This is a genomic window from Acinetobacter sp. 129952, assembly GCF_056642055.1.
The window spans coordinates 44,325-65,046 of record NZ_JBWVSU010000007.1; the positions used below are offsets into that span (position 1 = coordinate 44,325).

Here is a 20,722-nt window from a genome sequence, read left to right on the forward strand (position 1 = left end):
AAACCCCTAAATTACTCCCATTCAATTGTTGCTGGTGGTTTAGACGATACGTCATACACAACACGAGAAACTTCAGCAATTTCATTCATGATACGGGTCGAGATCTTATCGACTAAATCATAAGGAAGATGCGCGAAACGAGCCGTCATAAAGTCCACGGTTTCTACCGCACGCAGTGCAATCACCCATGCATAACGACGGCCATCACCGACTACACCCACCGATTTTACTGGCTGGAATACTGCAAATGCTTGAGCAGTCTTGTCATACCAGCCGCTGGCACGCAGTTCCTGCATGAAAATGTCATCCGCAAGACGTAAAATGTCTGCATATTCTTTTTTCACTTCACCCAGGATACGCACACCAAGACCTGGGCCCGGGAATGGATGACGATAGATCATGCTGTGCGGCAAACCTAAAGTCGTACCCAATTTACGTACTTCATCTTTAAATAAGTCACGTAATGGTTCAACCAGTTCAAACGCTAGATCTGCTGGTAAACCACCCACATTATGGTGTGATTTAATCACATGTGCCTTGCCCTGCTTGCTTGCAGCAGATTCAATTACGTCTGGATAAATCGTACCTTGTGCAAGGAATTTTACGCCATCTAATTTACGTGCTTCTTCAGCGAAGACAGCAATAAATTCACGGCCAATAATTTTACGTTTTGCTTCAGGATCAACTTCACCCGCAAGCGCAGTCAAGAAACGCTCTTCAGCAGCAGCACGAATCACGCGGATACCCATGTTATCAGCAAACATTTGCATCACTTGATCGCCTTCGTTCAAACGAAGCAAACCGTTGTCTACAAATACACAGGTCAGCTGATCACCGATCGCTTTATGTAACAGCGCTGCCACTACAGATGAATCCACACCACCAGAAAGTCCTAGTAATACTTTTTCATCACCAATCTGTTGGCGAAGCTGTTCTACACGTAGATCAATAATGTGTTCTGGCGTCCACAGACCGCGACAGCCACAAATTTGATGCACGAAGTTCGACAGTAATTCTGCACCTTTAGAAGTATGTGTCACTTCAGGATGGAACTGAATACCATAGAAACGGCGAGTTTCGTCAGAAACCATCGCAATTGGACAGCTTGGCGTCTGTGCAGTGATCTGGAAGCCTTCTGGAATACGGGCAACCTTGTCACCATGACTCATCCAGACATGCAGCTGGTTTTCACGGTCCTGTAAATTACCGATCAGCTTGTCACGTACAACAATATCTACTTCTGCATAGCCAAACTCATGCACAGTACCTGGCTCAACTTTACCGCCAAGTTGTTCGCACATGGTTTGCAGGCCATAACAAATACCCAATACCGGCACACCCAGCTCGAATACCACTTGCGGCGCACGCGGGCTGCCCTCAAGGTGAACGCTCTCAGGTCCACCAGACAAGATGATACCGTTTGGATTAAATGCACGAATGTCTTCTTCAGACATATCATAGGCATACATTTCAGAATATACACCAGCTTCACGGACACGACGTGCGATGAGCTGACTATATTGAGAACCGAAATCCAGAATCAGGATACGATCTTCAGTAATTTGAGTATTGGTAGTCATGACGAACAACTATGAAAGGCAAACGAAAGATAAGCGCCGTATTCTAACATTTTTCAGCGCATTAAGCACACAATTCGCATAAGGTATGCATTTAGTTGATTGCATTATATTTCTAGCAGAATAAAGCATCCCTTTGGATGCCTTGATTGGTCTGTCATTTTTATATTTTTAAGCTCAAGATTTAATCCAATTAAGCCTGTTTTTATAAAAATCCGAAGATAATATGTAAGAGAAATTTTTGCTTAATTGAAGATGGATGAAGCCTTAATTATTTTACTTTCTGGTACTGACTTTCATGCCCCGGGCTGTTAGGATTTGACCACACTTTTGCTTGTACTGGGCTCATGGAACTGATTGATTTTATCTTGCATGTTGATGATCACTTGCTTGAATTTATCACTAATTACGGGATCTGGATTTATGCCATTCTTTTCCTGATTATCTTTGTAGAAACAGGTCTGGTGGTCATGCCGTTCCTGCCTGGCGACAGCTTGCTATTTGCAGCAGGTGCACTGGCAGCCTCTACTGGTGCAATGGATCCATGGGTGCTGATTCCACTCTTGTTTGTTGCGGCAGTTCTGGGTGACACCCTGAATTATCATATTGGTAAATATATTGGTCCTCGGGTTTTCGAGATTGAATCGCGCTTCATCAATAAAAAACACTTATTGGCGACCCAGCAATTCTTTGCCAGACATGGTGGTAAGACCATTATTTTTGCGCGTTTTGTTCCTTTTGCCCGTACCTTTGCACCCTTCGTTGCCGGTGCTGGCAGCATGAATTACAAATATTTCCTGACCTATAACGTGGTGGGTGCATTCGCCTGGATTGGATCATTTGTCATTTTGGGCTATATGTTTGGCAATATGCCGATCATTAAAGACAACTTCACCTATCTAATTTTTGGCATCATTATTTTAAGTGTATTGCCAGGTGTGATTGGCTTTATTCAACAAAAGCTAAAAAAAAGTAAAACAGCTTAAGAACTTTTTACATTAAGATTTTTTACAGCCTGTGCGCTTAATCCCAGAGCTTGATCAGGAGTGGGATCAGACAAAGCAGGATAAATAGAGCCGCGCCTTTATAAATGAGGCCGGCTTTTATTTTTTCAGATGAACTGGTCAAAATGGCCTGACCAAAGACCATCCAGAAAATCCCGACCGGAACGGTGCTCAAGCTAAAGGCAGCAAAAACCAGAACGAAGTTGGTCGGGCTTTGCCAGGTTTCCATCGGTAAAATTCCGGAGGCCAACAGTGCTGCTTTAGGATTTGTTAAGGTAGTCCTAAACATTTGCCAAGGGCGAATCTGCGGATGGTTCTTGCTGTAACGTTCTAACTGCTGAGCCTTATATAAATGTAAGGTCATCCAGCCCACACAGATGGTACTCAGTACATAGACCAAGCCTTTAAAATTTGGCCAGATCGGTGACGCCAGATGAATCAACAAAGCCCAGACATTAATGGCATAAAAATAACCGAGCAAAATGGCAGGAAGATAGAGACTGGTTTTGGCTTGCCCCTGCTGATGAGCAGAACTGGCCACCAAGGCATTGGCGGGCCCTGGAACCATTAATACAGCAATGAGTCCTAAAACAAATAACCAATTTTCAATCATCGCAATGAACTTTTCCGGGCCAAGGTTGTAGCTTAATCAAGATGGGAGTGTGATAACAAGCTTATAAATTTCAGATTTTTATACAGCCTGGTCAATTTCCAGTGAGTTTTATCTGGATTTAAGCCACACTTTTCTTGTTTAAAGCAATAAAAAATGCCGACCTGAAGTCAGCATTTATCCGTTTAATGTTAAATGATTTATTTAGGCGTCGCCTGCCGAACGATGATCGGACAGTTTTTATAACGCGCGGCCTGTACAATCGCTTCCTGCTCGCCTAAAAGCCGTGCCAGTTCGGTTCTTTTGGTATCGGATGACTGTCCCATATTGACTGAAATACTCGGGCCAATACCCCAGCCACCGCGACTGCCCCAACCACCGCCGAGACCAACGCCCACACCGACACCAGTACGTTTCGGTGGTTCAACGCCATTGTCGATATACTGTTGAATACGGTTATATTCACCCTGTAGTTGCGAGCAACCCAAGGTCTGATACAAGGTTGGCGACACATAAGTCGGTTTTACCGTCGTTGCACAGGCACTCAGTAATGCAAGTGCAGCAATACTCAGGCTTATTTTCACAAGTTTCATAGTTAACTCGATCTTAATTCTGCTCTATCTCATTGAACAACGATTGATAGGCCTGAGTCAATTTATGATCAGTAGCCAAATGAATCAAAGGCTGATTTTTCTGATGAGATTCTTTCATCAAGATCGAGGGTGGCAACATACTGTCGAGGACCGGTAAGCCTTCATCTTTGAGCTGTTGTACCACTTCACGCGGTAATTTGGCCTGTGCCTGAAACTGGTTCACGACAATCCCTTCGATTTCCAGCCCTTCATTATGGTCATCCTGGGTTTCAATGACATTTTCAATCAGGGTCTGTAGGGCACGTTTAGAAAATACATCACAGTCAAATGGAATCAGCACGCGGTTCGCCGCAATGAGAGCAGAGAGGGTAAAGAAATTGAATGCAGGCGGTGTATCAATAAATACCCGGTCATAATGCCCCGACAGTTGTTGCAAGGCATCTCGTAGCTTATAAATCTTGTGCTTGGACTCCAGTGCATGGGCCAATGCACCCAGTGTCGGGCTAGCCGGAATAACATCCAGATGTTTAAAAGAAGATTGATGCACATAGCTTTCCAGACCTTTGCTACGACTTTTTAAAATCGAGCCAATCGCATTACCAAGCAAGCCCTTGCTTTGCTGATTACCGAGTACATCTTCAAAATAGTTTTCGATATTCGGTTCGAGTGCCGGCTTGTCACTAGAATACGTCGCATCATCACCCAGCACATACTGGCTAGAGTTGGCCTGCGGATCCAGGTCAATCAATAAGGTTTTTAGACCCTGATGTGCACTGATCGCTGCCAGATTGACAGTAATACTCGACTTGCCTACCCCACCCTTTTGATTAAATACCACACGTGTACGCATGTCCCCCTCCTCACATTTTTAATTACTTTTACAACATTTGTATTTTCTAATTATTTGCATGGACTGGCTGTGCTGATCATCACAGCCAGCCTGCTTTTAGCCAAAATTCGGCTTGATCATCACCAAAGCCAGAATAGACACCAATGAAACTACAGCAATAACTAAGCCAGCCCGACGCTGCGACAGCAAGATCGAATCATCTTTTTTATAGGCTTTGCCTAGCGAGGACACCAGCACCAAAAATAAAATGACTTTGGCATAGAACCAAGGCTGTACATCAAAGTCTTTCAGGACGAGCGATACTATACCGGTCAGTGCAATCACCGTGATAGCTAAATGCTGTAAAGCGACTAGCGCTGTACGTGCTACCGGATTAGGCATATTTCCCTGTGTGCCGACAAACAAGGTCAAGGCACGGGCAAGAATGGCGACAATCGCCAGTCCTGCTACCGACATATGGATAATCTTGACTAAAAGTTGGGTTTCCATCATTTCCTCTTAGTTTTTAGGTGCGTGTGCACAAGCAGGACTGGTCGTATCCTGACCTGCCCATTCTTCAGGCAAAAATGCATGAATGGCCAGCGCATGAATCTTGTCTTTTGACAGCAGATCACCCGCAGCAGCATAAACTTTCTGATGACGCTGGACGGGGCGCAAACCGGCAAATGCCTGACTCACAATCACGGTTTTAAAATGCGATTCTTTTCCCGGGAAATAACCACCATGACCCGAAGACTCATTCACCACTTCCAAATGGGTTGGGGATAATTGCGCCAAACGATCTTTCAGTTGTTGTTCTAAGCTCATGGCCTGACTCCAATCTTCAAAAATATGGTCTCAGTATACCTTGTTCTGCCGAGTATTTCGGTAATCTGTTCAGATGCAATCCGTTGATTGTGGCGAAAATTTATTGATTTTTATATGAATATTGGTTATTTATTGTCTGGTCTACAGCATTTTGCTTTTATTTTATGCAATTGATGCAAGATTTTTAACAAAGGTGTTGACCACATTTTTGCATGCTGTATTATACACGGCATGCGGGAATAGCTCAGTTGGTAGAGCATAACCTTGCCAAGGTTGGGGTCGGGAGTTCGAGTCTCCTTTCCCGCTCAAAATTTTTTCATTTAGTTTTTTCATTTAAAAAACTTTATAGACTCCGCGGGAATAGCTCAGTTGGTAGAGCATAACCTTGCCAAGGTTGGGGTCGGGAGTTCGAGTCTCCTTTCCCGCTCCAGATTCAAAAAGCCCTCATCGAAAGATGGGGGCTTTTTTATTGTTGATTATTAATAATATTTTTTCTAAAACCTCTCTGTTCTAGCTTTGGAAGAAGTTCTAAAATTTTTAGACAACGTGTTTTTTGAAGCTGGTGCGTGACCAAAAGTGTCCTAAACGTGCCTTCCCTTTATCATATACAAATCAACACATTCACTATTTTGGTATTTTTTTAATCAATTTCATTATAAATAATCAGAACACCTCCCCCATACACTTGATTTCTATTTTTTCCATCAATTTTAGTATTTTTTATTTTATTAATTTTTATGGTGACCAAATTTGGTCACCAAAAATACATAATTAAAACATTTACTTATGATAAAAAACTCAATTTTATTCTCTTTCAATCAATCATTTTGCTCTTCATTTTTCTTAAATTTTAATAAATCACCCACTTCAACATTAAGCAATACACACAATTTCTCTAACGTTTCAAAATCTATTCGAGTCGATTGACCATTATATAACTTATGTAATGTTGTCTTACTCATTCCAGTCGCCCGCACTACATCCGCTACTTTCATTCTTCGTTCTGCCAAAAGTACTGGCAAGTTACAAACTATCATTAATTACCACCATTGTGTAATAAAGTACTTGCATGGTGTCTTAAATGCATCTATTATTGCATTGTGACCTTAAATAACACCATTGTGATACTTTATAAAAGGATACAGACATGAATCTTACTTATATTACTACAAAAGAACTGGCGGAACGAATCCATTACAACGAGCGTACCATCCGTAATCAGTTGAAGGACAGTGTTCTAATCGAAGGCATTCATTACATCCGCCCTTTTGGTGGACGCAAAATTTTATATGTATGGGAGCGTATTGAAGAAGATATGACCAAAACCACTTTAGGCTCGCTACACAGCCTACAACTTCAGTAAGGAGAATATTATTATGGCTGCCATCCGTACCAGATACGGTAAGTTATGTGTCGATTTTCGATACTTAAACATCCGTTGTCGTGAAACAACAGCTCTGGAAGACAATGCTCAAAATCGCAAAAAGCTTGAAAAAGCGATTGAGCGAATGGAAGCAGAAATCTTATTGGGTATTTTTGACTATGCTAAATACTTTCCAAAAAGTTCTCGTTTGAAAGAAATCAAAAATGCAGAAAACAGAGTAAATGAGATCAGCTCTAAAACACCTCTATTTTCAAAATTCTGTGAAATCTGGTTCACTGATAAAGAAATAGAATGGCGTACGAGCTACAAGGGAAAAATTCAAATTGTGATCAAAAAGTACTTAATCCCTTTTTTTGGCACAATTCCGGTAATTAATATTAAAAAGTCAGACATTCTTGGATTCCGCGCATCCCTCGCCAAAGTGACTCACGGGAAAAACCAAGAATGTCTTTCACCATCAAGAATCAACCAGATTATGATAGCACTTCGCATGATACTCGATAGTGCTGCTGAACGATATGACTTTGATAGCCCTTATAAAAATATCAAGAACTTAAAGCAAGGAAAGATTGAAGTAACACCTTTTTCATTAAAGGAAGTACACGCAATCCTTGCCACAGTTCGTGATGATTTCAAGCCTTATTATACTGTTCGATTTTTCACAGGTATGCGCACCAGTGAGATCGATGGCTTGCAATGGAAAAATGTGGACTTACCACGTCGTGAAATCCATGTCAGAGAAGCGTTAGTAAATGGAGAGCTTGGTGGAACCAAAACTTATGGTTCTGACCGCACCATCCAAATGAGTGATCGGGTTTATCAGGCCTTTCTGCAACAGAAAAGCTTAAATAATGGTAAATCCAGTTTTGTTTTCTGCAATCGTGATGGTGGGCCTCTCGATTATCGCTTGGTAAACAAGCGTGTCTGGCATCCCCTGCTACGCTTTTTAGGGCTAAAGCCCCGTCGTGCTTATCAAACACGTCATACCGCAGCAACACTCTGGTTGTCGGCAGGCGAGAACCCGGAATGGATCGCACGCCAGCTGGGACATTCAACCACTGAAATGCTGTTTCGAGTCTATAGCCGCTACATTCCGAATGTTACACGTCGCGATGGTAGTGCTTTTGAAGCCATGCTGGAGAGACTAAATACAGAGGAGCTTGCCCATGAACAGTAAAGCTTTCTTTGGTGGCGTAGTCGTTAGTCCAGAAGCAGATATGGTCGCGCGTGAACTCATTCAAGAGTTACACATTCCCAAACTGCACAATCTGGCCTTTTTGCTGGAAATCAATAAATGCTTCGATGATCACCAAGCATTAAGACTCTGGCTACAGCGAATGCTGGATGAAGGGCAAGCTCATTACGATGACTTGGCTCAACAGGCCCGTTTCCGGTTAATGAGCCTAGCTCACTAATAAAACAAACATAAAAGGTCATCAAATCGATGACCTTAGCCCCTCTATACCTATAAAAAGGTGAACACATGCATAAAGATATTTCAATTTGGATGCCACTCTATATTGGCGACCTACAGGCAAAATTTGCACGAATGACGGCAGAACAAATTGGTGCGGCACTGCTGTTAATGATGGATTTCTGGAAAAATGGTGCCATTCCTCATGACCTAGCTACTGTATGTAGCATCACGAAATTATCGCAACATACCAAGGCTAAAACTTTGTTGAATACACTGTTGGCCCTGGAATTGTTTGAAATCGAATCTGAGGAGATTCATTCAAATTTTTTAACCAGTTTAAAAAGCCAGGCATTGCAAAATCAGCAAATGAAATCTGATAAAGCTAAAAATGCAGCCCAAGCACGTTGGGGGAAATCCGCAAGTAATGCTCAAGCATCAGCCAAGCAACGCAAAGTAAATGCTCAAGCAACTCTTGAGAAGAGCCCGAGTATTACTCAAGTCATGCTTGAATCATGCCCTTCATCTTCATCTTCATCTTCATCTTCATCTTCATCTTCATCTTCAAATTTTGAAGAAAAAAATGAGAGTTTTTTAGAAAATTCAAAATGGATTTAGGAGATCAGCCATGAATACCATGCTTAAAACACTCCAGTTTCGCGCAGAAACAACGGAAACACTTTGCCCTACCCATCATATACCCCTGATGGAAATTGCAGGTCACAGGCTCTGTAAATTGTGTGCCAAAGAAAACGTCCATCACTCACATGCAGCCTATGAGGATGAATTGCAACAGCGATTGCTACAACAGAAAATTAAAAATTCAGGGCTCAATAAACGCTACCTGGATCGTGGCTTCAAGAATTATGTAGTTGCATGCCCTGAACAAGACAATACCATCAAGCTATGTCAGGCCTTTGCACAGCAGATTATTTCTGACCACAACCCGAACATGTTGATGATTGGTACACCGGGTACAGGTAAAACCCATCTGAGTGCATCAATCATTCGCAACATTCTACATAACAGTACAAAATCTGCACGCTACTATACCAGTGCAGAAATTGCTCAAAAAATGATGGATACCTGGTCAGATGCTTCACGTTCTGAGAAGCAAGTTATCGACCATTTCTCCAGTTTTGATTTATTAGTGATAGATGAATATGGCCTGCATGACCGGCATGAAAAACGTCTAGAAATGGTACATAAGGTTTTATATAGCCGTTATGACAGTATGAAGTCGACTCTGCTAATTTCCAATTTCACAGTCCAAAATATGCAGCGGGATTTAGGTGTCCGATTATGGTCACGATTACATGAGAACAATTTGATTGTAGTGCCATGTTATTGGGATGATCAGCGGATAACCAAATAATACGACTCTTTACTTAAGCCAATTATCTCACTGAAATAATTGGCTTTTTATAATCAGATTTTTCAAAATTGCATTAATATTATATTTTAGATAAATGGTAGTTTTATTTGATAAAATTGGGTAAAAAGGTTCTTTATACGAATACTGCCTCTTATGGATTATGCAGATCATCCATCAAGTTGATACCTACCCTACCTAAATTACACTATTAAAATTCAGAGTTCCCAAGAAATCATTATGTTAGAGCCAATTTTTAAGCTAATACCAGTTAAGAACTATCGTCATCCCTATGAAGTTAAAAAAGTCTCTTATATGGAAACGGGCGATCCAAGATTTACTTATGCTGTTATTAACTTGGTACCAACTGCTAAAAATATTAAGAATACAGAATATTTTATCCGTGTTCTTATGATGAATGAGCTTCTTAAATCTGATGCTGAATTTAATATTGCATCGGGTTTATTCACCAGTTTCATACATCCTGATGTTTCTGTGGCTATTAAAGGTAAATTAGATCCAGTACAAGATTCAAATTTATACGAAGCATTGGCACAAACTGCAATGGATACTTTTGCTCAAGAATATAACTATGAATCCATTATTGAAAATCAAGACATGGCTCGCCTGTTCGGCTTTTTAATCTCTTCCATGATTGGAATTGAATTTAATCCCAATCCTGTTAAGTCTGAGGTAGCTGTTGCCTCTGAACTTTTAAAAAATCTTGATGATATTTTTTATATTTATAAAAACTACACAGCTCTCAATCTTGGCCCTGAACTTAGATCTGAAATAAATTATCAATTCTGGTCAGCTCTTACAATGATGACACGCAGTAATGCTTTGGTATATGCAGATAGTTCGAAAGGTTATGATTTTTCAAGCTTGGCTAATAAGAAGGCTGACTTAACCCCTAAAAATCTTAAAAAAGCGATTGAAACCAGTTTACCTTACTTTAACAAAGCACATATTCAACGTGAAATTCGAGATTTACTTACTCATGCTGATTTTGACTTGTCAAATAAGAGGATCACCTGCAGAGATATGATTATGTCTTCTATGCAACGTGGGAAAGTAAATATGCATGCATTTATGAAATATAAAAATACTATTGCAATCCTATATCGTGCGTATCTAGTTTCTATAAAACAAAATACTTCTGAAAATGAGATTAAAAAGTTAAATGCTATGCTGGATGAATCCATCTTTCGACTTTCTACCTCACCTCAAAACACTCTCACTATAAAAATACTTAAAGACCTGTTTACTATAGAGAAAAAGCCTTTAAATGTTCAGGATAATAATGATGTAGATATTATAATCAGTGAAGAAATATCTAATATTATCAAGAATCTGACTCTTGTTTCATGATTAAAAGAATTTATCATTCTTTTATAATGAGAGTCAGATATTAGAGATATTACTTGAACTGTTAACATTAAGCATACAAGTAAATTTCATAAGCCTATTTATTTCAATCTAGCAGAAAAATTGATTATAGCTTCTAAAATTTTAGAAGCTGTTTTTATTAATTTTTTAGGGCATCAATATAATACTTGAATTAGAGACAATATTTATGAAGGCAACTCCAATAAATTAATGAGATGAAATAGTATTTAATTTCCGACTCTTTAAAATCGATATTCCATAATTTTCTACATTCATCTCACAAAGACAGTCAAAAAAAGAGGCCTGAAGAATTTAATTTTAACTATTAAAATTAGGTTACTTTAGCTCCTCAATATCAAGATTATTTTCTGAATATTCATATTGAGATAATAATTCCCAGCATTCATTTTTCTTCGCCCATTCAGAAATCATCCTTCCTTTGGCAGTTTCATGCAAGTATTTATTAACTTCCTCTGACCAAATCAGAATCTGTTTAACAAGTCCTTCAGAAAGCTTTTGATTTAACCAGATTTTTTGAAAGTTAATACGGCTTCCAATTTTTTGAGACACAATGGCTACTGTATATGCAGTTATATTAGCTTGGAAAGCAGGAAATTTTGACCTGATAACTTTCTGTGCAGTTTTGAATATAATGGTTTGTGCAATAATATTTTTATAATAGGTGACATCAAATTGTAACTGCTTATCCTCATCGGTCGACTGGATCATATTCATAAATGCAGTAAAGTTCTTTTGTCCCCCCAAACTCACCAGATCAGGCTTTTGCTCCCATGCACAAACATATTTGGCTAATTCAGTTTTAGTAATTTTTCTGCTGGTAGGTATAAGTTCCTGTATACGTTTAATGCCAGCAGGAGTTTTGCCCTCACGCTCAAGCATTACTTTATAGCTTCCCCCAGCTCTTTCATAGAACCATCGGCTTACACCATCAGGGCAATAAGTTGATAGTGCTAACTTTTCAAGATTAATATGATAAGGTTTATTCGCTGAAAGATCCGATTGCTTGACTGCATTTTGGCTATTCGCATAGCGTGAAATATCTGAAATCAGTTGCTCTTCTTCCAGAGGATCTGTTTTTCTTAAAACAATGATTTTCGCAGGTACATGCACAGCTTTCAGGTTAACTGCTGGATTTTTTTTCTTGGTAAAGAACATGGAAGCTGTTGTTTGTCCTCCATTTACGATTTGCATTCCCTTTAACCAAGAGATACCAATTCCACCGTTTTCTAATCTGCCTAAATGTGCTTCATCTGCGATAATTACCACGCCATTATTGTAAGCCATGAAACGTTCTGGCTGATCAATTAAAGTATCACGGATACCTTTATTTACTTTTCCTGTCTGACTTAAAAAAGATCTAACGTTTGCCTCTAGAATACGTGGACCATATTTTTCATATACATATCTTAAAGCCTCTCCAGGAATTACAGTCATTGCATAATCATACTCTCCATGCTCATTTGGAACCCACACACATGGAAGTGGACTACCAGAAACATGTTCAAAATTCACAATGAGTTCATCCCTAGGTTTACCTTCTTGCAGGTGATTAAATAGCCTTGATATATCAATAACTTCAAGTTTTATTGTTTTACCTTGTATTTCTCTACTTTGAAATTGACGAGTTTTTGCCACTCTGTCTGTTAATACATAAATCCTTATCTGTTCAAATTGAGAATAACCATCTTCTATCGTACGAACTAATGGGTATGCTTCATGAGACTCATCCATTTTTGAAGATAGCTTTTTTTCAACACAGTATTTGAGAAATCTCAAACAGCGTTCTGCTGCTGCTTTAATTTCTGAATCAGGAATATTTTCTAATTCGTTATTGCCACTATATTCAGTAACATATAGATCTAATTGATCGGCTTCTTCAGATATTGCAAAGCCGCTTAAACGGAGTATACCTTGTATATTTGCATAATAACGACACATCTCAGGCTCGAATGTCATACCAATTTCTGACATGTGCTGAGTAACAATTTCAGTAAATATAACTTCTGCATATAAACCTTGTTGATCTGATTCTTCAGTTCGTGTAGATATTTCAGTTTGTACATCACTCTGAATATTTTTTAAAAAATCAATTAATTCCACAATTTCCAATTCCTAATTTCTGAAGAACTAAACTTAAATCAATAGACTGGTTTATAAAGGGTGTTAAATCTATTTCATATTTAGCATGTCTTATATTTACAGCGATATTCCCAGGTACTAATCGTGGAAAATTTTCATCAACCAACCAAAAAAACGAGTTTTCAGTTTTAAATTTACGGATATAGTTTTCTTTCTCACTTTCCAGATATCCAATTCTCAACAAAAGGTTATTAAACCTAGAAAGTTCAGCTGGATAATCATTTAACTGCTCACGAATTAAATTAATTCGTTCAGTTAATGTTTTACCTGCTGAATTTAGAGAAAAACGATAGCCATTTAAAAATAGTGGTGATTTCTCACTATCATCTAATTGTTCGAGTGAATTAATTTTTGCAACAAAACCTTGATTTGATAATGTACTTTTAGTTTCTATAGCACCAGAACCCATTTCAAAGTCTTTTAAGCCATCCAGAGGCCCTTTCCAAGCATTTAATACTTCTGAGATAGGTAGATTTAAGGAAATTAAACTCAATATTACCTCTAACTCCCCTATTAAACCTAATTCCGCCTCCTGAGAGAGCTCTCGCTCCCCTTTCGACATAAAAGAAAGCCAAGCATAAATTCTATTAATAAATACAGAAACTAGTTTATTTTCATTCAAGTCCTGATATTGAATTATTGTGTTACATACATCCACAATCATCTTTGTGAATAAATCCAGATCACCATCTACTTGCCGTACAAGAGCAAAACCTTTTCTTGCCGCCTCATTAAACCTTTGTACCCTAAAACCTTGAGCTATAGGTAAGGTAATCCTTGATTCGAGAATCTGGGAGTAATTGATATCCAGAAAAATTGCTTCCTCACGTTTTAAAAGATTGTAACTTGCCAAAAAAGACCAATTACTATGTTTATATAGAGGAAAAGTAACCCATCCCTCCTGATTATCTGTTGAAGATAAAGCTTTCCAAGCTACTAATATCTGTTGTTGATCAATTTGCAGCCCCATAGAGGTTCTCCCATTCAATATTGTTTACTTTATATTCAACTTTTTTATCTAAATTACTGTGAGGAAAACTGCATGCAAAACCTACATAAGGTATTTCTTTCACCTCAGAAAGTTTAGAGTCTTCTGGCAAATATATAATTAATAAACCTGTTTCTGGTCTATTTTTACCACGAACAAGACGACAACTAATTCCACTAGGATAATTATTATTTTTTTCAGCTCCCTCTTCTTTATGTTGGGAAGCAATTTCCAATGCTTCAGCCCATTCATCTGGGTTCAAATCCAATGCTTCATCACTAGGTGATAATAACCTACGGATTGCATATCTATCCTCATGCTTCCCGTTACTTTTACGTTCAGCTTTTTTTACTATAATTGAATCCGATAATTGTATAGGTGAACGTGTAATACTTCCTCCCATTAATGCAATATTCCATGATTTTAACTCTCCCTGTTCAGCCATGCTTTCAATAAATTTTTTTAACATTTTACTGTTAGCTTTGAGAGATTCTGGATGAGTTTGATAATGATCAAGGAAATCGAGAATATGTATATGCTCAACGTTTTCCCAATAATAATTATTAGAAGTAGATTTATTATCTGTAGGATTATTACGGAGCCGCATAGGAGTTTTAGATGGTTTCCCCAAGGTGCTGATCAGGTAACTTAAAGCTTCAAAATTATTTTTTAGAATTTTCTCATCTTTCATAAAGCTTACTGTTTCACTTACAGTTCCACTAAATGATAAATATAAAGACTTTGCAGTTCTCATTTTTAGGGGGGACGTAACCATTAATACAGGATGTGACTGCACTTTTAGTCCATAATCTCGTGGTGTACCTCCACTATCTACCATAAGATTGAATTCTTCTCTCAATTCTAAAGAGGCATCTGCAATATGTTCAAACCATTCAACTAATTCAGAAGGAGTATAAAGTCGACAGAGATCAAGATATCCTCCACGATACCCAAACCATCTTCCCATTTGCATTAATGTGTCATACATTCTAGATGCACGTAAAAAATAACTAACACATAATCCCTCCAGAGTTAGACCACGTGCTAACTTATCACCACCAATAGCAATGACTTTTAATCCCTCTGCACTATCTGCATAATCAAGAGCATCTTTTGCTGTTCCATTGATCATCCGTACATTTATTTGTTCGATCACCTCTGGCAGAATCTGTTCTATTGTCTCCCAAGCTGGCAAAGATTCAGAACACAAATCAGGTACTTCTTCATTCATTGTTATATTGGTAGGAATGAAATCACTTTCCCAAAGTTCTTTAAACCTAGATAATATCTCCTGATTCTCAATTTTTCTAATTAGTCTCTGACTTATTTTTTTTATATATTCATCTACTTTCTCAAATACTTCTTTTTGAACGGCATTAAAACGAGTTACATGAATTAGCATTGATGTATGCTCATCGCCTTGTTTACGTACTTGCCGAACTACGCAAGCAATAACAAATGTATCTATTGCTTTTACAAGAGATAAAGGAATACCAAATTCTGATTCATGATAAGGTTTATGATCACTTTTATGCTTTATTGGCATCCATCCAGTTAATCCATCATCAGAATTATGATCATCCACCTCATGAATTATTGGTAGCTGATCTTTTCTTATATCGGTGCCTTCATTAATCCCAAATACTCTAGAAGGGCCAATATAGTTTGAGGGGGCAGCCAGATTCAAAATAAATGATTCTGGAAAGAGATCTTTTCCTTCAAGCTTTGTTTCCGCGTGTTCATGAATATAGATATTAGCAAATGGTGTAGCTGTATATCCCACATATGCTTTTCGTGTGAATAAATGAAGTATTTGTCTTATGAGACTATTAATCGCTTTTGGCTGATAATCTTCATCAGGAATACCAGAATCATTAAATATCTGTTCGCCTGTATCAACCGAAGCATGGTCAGCTTCGTCATCAATGATAAGAAGGGGAAGATTTGTGACAATTTTTCGTTTTGTTTCTTGATCAGTTGTATTTGCGACATGATCATGAATCCATTTATGCAGTCGCTTTAAGACTGTTTTATTTTTTTTAACAACAAATAACCATGGGCGTTGCTCTGGGCTAATACCAGTACCATTTGCCAGTTTATTATTAAAATCCCCTTTTTCAGTTCTATTCGTCACATAATTAGGTCTTGCAACTCCAGAATCAATATTTCCAACTCCAATAATTCTAATTTTATCTGGATCAGGATGTGTTTCATAACCCAAGAAACCTTCATCTAAACGCATTTGGGTTTGAGCCCGCAAGTTATTATGCATTCCAGCTAAGACAATAATAATCTTATAACCTGCATCAGCTGCTTTACATATTAATCCAGTAAAATTCCCCGTCTTACCTGATTGCACATGGCCAACCACTAATCCTCGTCTATCCCAAGGATCAGTTCTTTCAGGGTCCTCAAGTAAACCTAAAATAGTATCTGTAGAATCATCCAGAGCTTTTAAAGCGATCCATGGCAATTTCTTATCTTGCCATTCTTTATACCGTTGCCAATATTTCCATTCTTTCTTTCTTTCATTCGTCAACCAAGGAATATGCCCATTATCATTAACTAATATATTATTTTGCCCAATCCATACACTATAACGCCTTATAAGCTCTTCTATAATGTAATCTCTATCCAGATTTTCTTTGTATTTAGTATCTAATGAAACAGCTAAATTTATTTTTTCATTTAAAATTTGTGTGGTAATCAAAGATTTGTCTTGTACATTAAGTAAAAGGGTTTGAACAATTTGAATAACCTGCTGTTCATTTTCTTTAGATATTTTTGACATAAAATATTTCTCTAAAAATATTACTCTTATAAAGTTGAAATTAGATTTGGATATTTATTAAATGGTTCGGTTTTTCGGAGGCTAATTTTTGCTTCTTCCGGAGATATTCCTTTAATTTGCACCATGTTTTGGTATAAGGTTTTTAGAATATCTAAAATTGCTTCTGATGATTCTCCAGAAAATCCTGTTAATGGTGCTTCTTTATTTTCTGCAGTATCTAACCAAATTCTTTGAACTGGTACAGTCTCCTCGATAACTCTTAACATAAGTTTTAATTCTGGAAGTAAATTCTCAGATTTATTTAATACGGAATTAATAACCGGATGATCCAAATCTATTTTATATCTCATCCCATTTTTTGAATGTTCGGCCTTCCATGCTTGCTTAACTTCGGTCTTATCAATCGTAGTTTGAGTAATTTGTCCACGGTTAATAAAAACCTTGCGTGCCCTATTTCTTGTATTTTCAGCATGACTGGCCAACCATTTTCGTAAATATACTGGTGGTCGTGCAACAGCTTTTCGAATATCAATTTCCCACTCTTTATCCATTGTATTTGGGATATCGAGCCTTATTCTTGCAAGTTTATGGATTTCATCCTTGACCCATGCTTTTCTTTGGGAATCAGAAGATTTAAGACCTAACCAGCTACCTGCCACTATTAATCGTTCATTACGATAAACATAGAAACCCTGTTGAGCTATCCACCCATTTGGTCCTTCAGCTATTTTCAACTCTTGTGCAGTTAGACGATCCTTATGGGGTAATACATGACATTCAATTTTAATCTGCGTATTTTTAAAAGGCTGAACTGGTGAATTCCATGGTTTTGATGGATGGCCTGACAAAAAAGGGTCCCAAGGTTTAATTGCTTTTCCATTTATCCGGATAGTAAGTTTTTCTTTTATTTCCAGATAGCGGTGAAAGACCATAGATAAATGAGATTCGATCTGATCTATAAGATTCAACCAGTCATCAACGGTAAATTTTGAAGATACAATTCTATCTAGCTCCTCCCAAATTACCATTGTTCCGTGACCAGCATGATTTAGATCTTTAGTTAAATCCTCAAGCTCTGGAAACGGGCCTTCCAATAAATGCCACACCCCATCCTGTTGACGGGCTAAGACATCTAAATCCCATCTGAGACTATGGGTTCCATCCTTGCCACAAGATATTACAGTCAATTTTCTACATTGAGAAAATGAAGCAGTCTTAAGCCCCAAACCAAAACGACCCAGATCCTTGGCATCCCTTTGTTCTAATGGACTTCTCCCCCCTAATCTCATTGCCTTATCAATTTCTTCAGCACTCATGCCATTACCATTGTCCCAAACAATGACTCGACTCTTTTGACCATCCCAGTTAAAAAGTAAATCAATATGATTTGCATCAGCACTAATACTGTTATCAATAATGTCAGCCAATGCAGTCGCTGTGTTATAGCCCAACCCTCTTAAAGCTTCGATCATTGCACTTGCTTGTGGGGGGGCATTACGAGATTTAATATGGCTATGCATTACTTCCTTCCTTCGTACTCTCTTCTTCTTTCAAATCTTCTTTTATAAACGTAATAAAAGGTTCCAAATATTCAGAACGTGAAATATGTCTTAATTTTTTTAAAGCTTTTGCTTCAATTTGTCTGATACGCTCTCGAGTAACATTAAATTGGCTACCAACCTCTTCAAGAGTAAGATCATTATCATCTTTAAGACCAAATCTTAGTTCCAAGATTTTTGCTGGGCGCTCATCTAATTCAGCCAGCTGTTTATAAATCGCCCTTCTTAAGTCAGCTGCCAAGATCACATCTTCAGGACCTGAAAATGGGCTAATTATTTCATTCTCTTTTAAATATTTATTTTCTTCATCTAAGATATCATCAAAAAATACTACAGCATGATCAGCACTTATTGCCTTTCTAACATTCAGCTCTGAGCATTCGGCTTTATGTGCCAGTGATGAAATAGTGACTGGTAAACCTTCGTCTTCCAGAGACTGCCTTGCGATTTCAATAGAATTAACTAATTCATACATATGTACAGGTAATCGAATCAAACGATTAGTATTAGCTATCGCTCTGGTAATTGATTGTTTTATCCACCAAGTTGCATAAGTTGAAAATTTATAACCCAATTGATAATCATAACGATCAACTGCAGTTAATAACCCTATATTACCTTCCTGAATAAGGTCCTCTAATGGCACACCAGACAGCGTATATTTTTTTGCAAAATAATTTACTAACCTGAAATTTGCCTTAATTAATTTTTCACGAGCTTTTTTATACTTGGTAATAGGGTGAATAATTTCTTTAGCATCGATATCAATAAAATCTTCTTCTACAATTTTTAATAATTTGTCTAAATCTTTAATTTTAGGACGTGGAATATATTGATTACTTTCATAAGATTTATGATTTTTTCTTAGCTGAATTACAATATCCCCGAAATTTAAAGTCTCATTATTCTCTTTTGTTTCTAAACTATTTCCGTTATCAATTTCACTTATTTCATTATTTTTAATTTCATCACTAACACTTATTTCCTCATCAACTTCACTTTCTTCAACAAGCAGTTTATTTTCTTCTTTATTAGAAGAATTTTCAAATATATCAACTACTTTTGACCAATAATGAGCAGGTAAATTAGCAATATTCTTGGCAAGGGCCAACAAAGTAATATTCATTTGTAAGCCGATTCTTTCTTCCTCATCTCGTTCAATTAATTCAAATTTTTGGATTTGTGAAAAATAAATATTTAATGAGAAAAGATCGCCTTCCAGTTCATAATTCAAATTAATTAAACTATCTTCAATAAGGCTATCTGATGGATTAATATCATCATCTTCATAATTAGCTTCGAACGGCTTAAAGTCTTCTATCAAAACACCCAAATCACCAAACAAATTTAGAATCACAGGCAGTACTGTATCTATATCTGTCTCACCAATATCATTCTTAATAGCTTGTAATACTTGGCTATATGAAACCATTCCTTTGATGGTACTTTGAATTAACAAATAATATAAATGAGAAAATTCGTCTTTTATATTTATTATTCTTTGTTGACTAACAGGTAGATCAATTTCAATATCTGACCAATCAATCGTATCTATATCAAGAATTTGATGATTAACTATTTTATTATAAATTGTTTCAGCTTCCACCAAGCAAGCTAAGTCATTCTCAGGAACCTCGATTTCTTCATCACCACACCAGTGGTCAGACGTATCTGAAGCCCAGTCCGGATCAGAAGATAAATCTTCATCTAATTCAAAATTAAAATCTACTAAGTGACTGTCAACATCCTGTATTAAATTTTGTTCCTTTTCTATTTCTTTACTATCTTCGAACTCAATAATTGTCGTCTTAAAACTAACTATTTCTTGCCCAATCTTAGATTCAGTAGATTGATTTATAATTTGATCAGAGATTGCTTCACCAGAAAGATTCTGCTCACTAGTAGCCTTTGTTGTCTTATTTTGTACCTCTCGTATGATTTCCTTTATTTTTTCAACACCACTTGCTTCTGCATAATCAATAGCCGACATTCCTTTTGAGTCGATCAATTCTAAAGAAGCTCCAGCTTCAATCAAATACTGAAAAATATCTGGTTGTTTGAGAATTGCCGCTAACATTAAGGCTGAAAGGCCCGCTGAATCTACCGCATTTAATTGAGCCCCTCTTTCAATTTGTAATTTTACAGCGTCTAACGCACCAGCTTTAATAGTAGCTTTTAGTAAAGGACTCAAAGGCTTAGTCTTATATGAGATTTTCATAATAAT

General features: G+C 37.5%; 19 protein-coding genes and 2 tRNA genes. 9 read left to right on the top strand and 12 right to left on the bottom strand.

Features of this window, described 5'->3' with window-relative positions; all coding sequences use genetic code 11:
* Positions 1 to 11: 11 nt before the first annotated feature.
* A complete protein-coding gene (gene guaA / locus AC1IR0_RS09370) occupies positions 12 to 1,580 on the bottom strand; it encodes a glutamine-hydrolyzing GMP synthase (RefSeq protein WP_071851253.1) in 1,569 nt (522 codons plus the stop codon).
* 344 nt (positions 1,581 to 1,924) lie between these two features.
* On the opposite strand from guaA, the gene AC1IR0_RS09375 reads away from it, so the two are divergent.
* Entirely contained in the window at positions 1,925 to 2,563 is a 639-nt protein-coding gene (locus tag AC1IR0_RS09375; protein WP_121979887.1) for a DedA family protein, read from the top strand.
* Positions 2,564 to 2,600: 37 nt separating this feature from the next.
* Here the strand turns inward: AC1IR0_RS09375 and AC1IR0_RS09380 are convergent, their stop codons facing one another.
* From AC1IR0_RS09380 to AC1IR0_RS09400, 5 genes are all read right to left on the bottom strand, one after another.
* Positions 2,601 to 3,194, bottom strand: coding sequence for a threonine transporter RhtB (locus AC1IR0_RS09380; protein WP_121979886.1), 594 nt, complete (start codon positions 3,192 to 3,194; stop codon positions 2,601 to 2,603).
* Positions 3,195 to 3,391: 197 nt separating this feature from the next.
* Positions 3,392 to 3,784: a hypothetical protein gene (locus tag AC1IR0_RS09385; protein ID WP_085064705.1), complete on the bottom strand. Its 393-nt coding sequence runs from the start codon at positions 3,782 to 3,784 to the stop codon at positions 3,392 to 3,394.
* A gap of 13 nt (positions 3,785 to 3,797) precedes the next feature.
* Positions 3,798 to 4,634: a ParA family protein gene (locus tag AC1IR0_RS09390; RefSeq protein ID WP_004280959.1), complete on the bottom strand. Its 837-nt coding sequence runs from the start codon at positions 4,632 to 4,634 to the stop codon at positions 3,798 to 3,800.
* Between the two features lie 96 nt (positions 4,635 to 4,730).
* Positions 4,731 to 5,123, bottom strand: coding sequence for a SirB2 family protein (locus AC1IR0_RS09395; protein WP_005245348.1), 393 nt, complete (start codon positions 5,121 to 5,123; stop codon positions 4,731 to 4,733).
* Between the two features lie 9 nt (positions 5,124 to 5,132).
* Positions 5,133 to 5,441 carry a BolA family protein gene (locus tag AC1IR0_RS09400; protein ID WP_004280957.1) on the bottom strand — a complete coding sequence of 103 codons (309 nt, stop codon included), beginning with the start codon at positions 5,439 to 5,441 and terminating at the stop codon, positions 5,133 to 5,135.
* A gap of 233 nt (positions 5,442 to 5,674) precedes the next feature.
* Here AC1IR0_RS09400 and AC1IR0_RS09405 point away from each other — a divergent pair.
* Positions 5,675 to 5,747: transfer RNA gene (locus AC1IR0_RS09405), tRNA-Gly, on the top strand.
* A 48-nt stretch (positions 5,748 to 5,795) separates the two neighbouring features.
* A tRNA-Gly gene (locus AC1IR0_RS09410) sits at positions 5,796 to 5,871 on the top strand.
* 388 nt (positions 5,872 to 6,259) lie between these two features.
* Here AC1IR0_RS09410 and AC1IR0_RS09415 read toward each other — a convergent pair.
* Positions 6,260 to 6,478: a helix-turn-helix domain-containing protein gene (locus tag AC1IR0_RS09415; protein ID WP_010588955.1), complete on the bottom strand. Its 219-nt coding sequence runs from the start codon at positions 6,476 to 6,478 to the stop codon at positions 6,260 to 6,262.
* A 110-nt stretch (positions 6,479 to 6,588) separates the two neighbouring features.
* Here AC1IR0_RS09415 and AC1IR0_RS09420 point away from each other — a divergent pair, with 110 nt between their 5' ends.
* The 6 genes from AC1IR0_RS09420 (at position 6,589) to AC1IR0_RS09445 (ending at position 10,982) form a co-directional block, all read left to right on the top strand.
* Complete coding sequence (locus AC1IR0_RS09420) at positions 6,589 to 6,804, top strand: hypothetical protein (RefSeq protein ID WP_001054887.1); 216 nt, start codon at positions 6,589 to 6,591, stop codon at positions 6,802 to 6,804.
* A gap of 13 nt (positions 6,805 to 6,817) precedes the next feature.
* Complete coding sequence (locus AC1IR0_RS09425) at positions 6,818 to 8,002, top strand: Arm DNA-binding domain-containing protein (protein ID WP_005108380.1); 1,185 nt, start codon at positions 6,818 to 6,820, stop codon at positions 8,000 to 8,002.
* Positions 7,992 to 8,240: a hypothetical protein gene (locus tag AC1IR0_RS09430; protein ID WP_005108379.1), complete on the top strand. Its 249-nt coding sequence runs from the start codon at positions 7,992 to 7,994 to the stop codon at positions 8,238 to 8,240. Before AC1IR0_RS09425 ends, AC1IR0_RS09430 begins: the two co-directional genes overlap by 11 nt.
* Before the next feature lie 68 nt (positions 8,241 to 8,308).
* On the top strand, positions 8,309 to 8,857 hold the full coding sequence (locus AC1IR0_RS09435) for a DUF1376 domain-containing protein (RefSeq protein ID WP_184413275.1): 549 nt from the start codon (positions 8,309 to 8,311) through the stop codon (positions 8,855 to 8,857).
* A 10-nt stretch (positions 8,858 to 8,867) separates the two neighbouring features.
* Positions 8,868 to 9,614, top strand: coding sequence for an ATP-binding protein (locus AC1IR0_RS09440; protein WP_004280946.1), 747 nt, complete (start codon positions 8,868 to 8,870; stop codon positions 9,612 to 9,614).
* A 237-nt stretch (positions 9,615 to 9,851) separates the two neighbouring features.
* On the top strand, positions 9,852 to 10,982 hold the full coding sequence (locus AC1IR0_RS09445) for a hypothetical protein (protein ID WP_005108376.1): 1,131 nt from the start codon (positions 9,852 to 9,854) through the stop codon (positions 10,980 to 10,982).
* A 354-nt stretch (positions 10,983 to 11,336) separates the two neighbouring features.
* Here AC1IR0_RS09445 and mzaE read toward each other — a convergent pair whose 3' ends face one another.
* From mzaE to AC1IR0_RS09470, 5 genes are read right to left on the bottom strand one after another with little or no spacing between them, the layout of a single operon-like run.
* Positions 11,337 to 13,121 (bottom strand): MZA anti-phage system associated AIPR family protein MzaE, encoded by a 1,785-nt coding sequence (gene mzaE / locus AC1IR0_RS09450; protein ID WP_005108375.1) that lies wholly within the window; start codon positions 13,119 to 13,121, stop codon positions 11,337 to 11,339.
* A complete protein-coding gene (locus tag AC1IR0_RS09455; protein WP_005108374.1) occupies positions 13,108 to 14,130 on the bottom strand; it encodes a PD-(D/E)XK motif protein in 1,023 nt (340 codons plus the stop codon). The genes mzaE and AC1IR0_RS09455 overlap by 14 nt, the downstream gene beginning before the upstream one ends.
* Entirely contained in the window at positions 14,114 to 16,939 is a 2,826-nt protein-coding gene (locus tag AC1IR0_RS09460; protein WP_005108373.1) for a Z1 domain-containing protein, read from the bottom strand. Before AC1IR0_RS09460 ends, AC1IR0_RS09455 begins: the two co-directional genes overlap by 17 nt.
* Before the next feature lie 26 nt (positions 16,940 to 16,965).
* Complete coding sequence (locus AC1IR0_RS09465; protein ID WP_005108372.1) at positions 16,966 to 18,459, bottom strand: ATP-binding protein; 1,494 nt, start codon at positions 18,457 to 18,459, stop codon at positions 16,966 to 16,968.
* Positions 18,452 to 20,716, bottom strand: coding sequence for a sigma-70 family RNA polymerase sigma factor (locus AC1IR0_RS09470; RefSeq protein ID WP_005108371.1), 2,265 nt, complete (start codon positions 20,714 to 20,716; stop codon positions 18,452 to 18,454). Before AC1IR0_RS09470 ends, AC1IR0_RS09465 begins: the two co-directional genes overlap by 8 nt.
* Positions 20,717 to 20,722: the final 6 nt, after the last annotated feature.

Bases quoted from the DNA above. Each gene is read 5' to 3' on its own strand.
- guaA (WP_071851253.1), bottom strand. From the start codon at position 1,580: ATGACTACCAATACTCAAATTACTGAAGATCGTATCCTGATTCTGGAT.
- AC1IR0_RS09375 (WP_121979887.1), top strand. From the start codon at position 1,925: ATGGAACTGATTGATTTTATCTTGCATGTTGATGATCACTTGCTTGAA.
- AC1IR0_RS09380 (WP_121979886.1), bottom strand. From the start codon at position 3,194: ATGATTGAAAATTGGTTATTTGTTTTAGGACTCATTGCTGTATTAATG.
- AC1IR0_RS09385 (WP_085064705.1), bottom strand. From the start codon at position 3,784: ATGAAACTTGTGAAAATAAGCCTGAGTATTGCTGCACTTGCATTACTG.
- AC1IR0_RS09390 (WP_004280959.1), bottom strand. From the start codon at position 4,634: ATGCGTACACGTGTGGTATTTAATCAAAAGGGTGGGGTAGGCAAGTCG.
- AC1IR0_RS09395 (WP_005245348.1), bottom strand. From the start codon at position 5,123: ATGGAAACCCAACTTTTAGTCAAGATTATCCATATGTCGGTAGCAGGA.
- AC1IR0_RS09400 (WP_004280957.1), bottom strand. From the start codon at position 5,441: ATGAGCTTAGAACAACAACTGAAAGATCGTTTGGCGCAATTATCCCCA.
- AC1IR0_RS09415 (WP_010588955.1), bottom strand. From the start codon at position 6,478: ATGATAGTTTGTAACTTGCCAGTACTTTTGGCAGAACGAAGAATGAAA.
- AC1IR0_RS09420 (WP_001054887.1), top strand. From the start codon at position 6,589: ATGAATCTTACTTATATTACTACAAAAGAACTGGCGGAACGAATCCAT.
- AC1IR0_RS09425 (WP_005108380.1), top strand. From the start codon at position 6,818: ATGGCTGCCATCCGTACCAGATACGGTAAGTTATGTGTCGATTTTCGA.
- AC1IR0_RS09430 (WP_005108379.1), top strand. From the start codon at position 7,992: ATGAACAGTAAAGCTTTCTTTGGTGGCGTAGTCGTTAGTCCAGAAGCA.
- AC1IR0_RS09435 (WP_184413275.1), top strand. From the start codon at position 8,309: ATGCATAAAGATATTTCAATTTGGATGCCACTCTATATTGGCGACCTA.
- AC1IR0_RS09440 (WP_004280946.1), top strand. From the start codon at position 8,868: ATGAATACCATGCTTAAAACACTCCAGTTTCGCGCAGAAACAACGGAA.
- AC1IR0_RS09445 (WP_005108376.1), top strand. From the start codon at position 9,852: ATGTTAGAGCCAATTTTTAAGCTAATACCAGTTAAGAACTATCGTCAT.
- AC1IR0_RS09455 (WP_005108374.1), bottom strand. From the start codon at position 14,130: ATGGGGCTGCAAATTGATCAACAACAGATATTAGTAGCTTGGAAAGCT.
- AC1IR0_RS09460 (WP_005108373.1), bottom strand. From the start codon at position 16,939: ATGTCAAAAATATCTAAAGAAAATGAACAGCAGGTTATTCAAATTGTT.
- AC1IR0_RS09465 (WP_005108372.1), bottom strand. From the start codon at position 18,459: ATGCATAGCCATATTAAATCTCGTAATGCCCCCCCACAAGCAAGTGCA.
- AC1IR0_RS09470 (WP_005108371.1), bottom strand. From the start codon at position 20,716: ATGAAAATCTCATATAAGACTAAGCCTTTGAGTCCTTTACTAAAAGCT.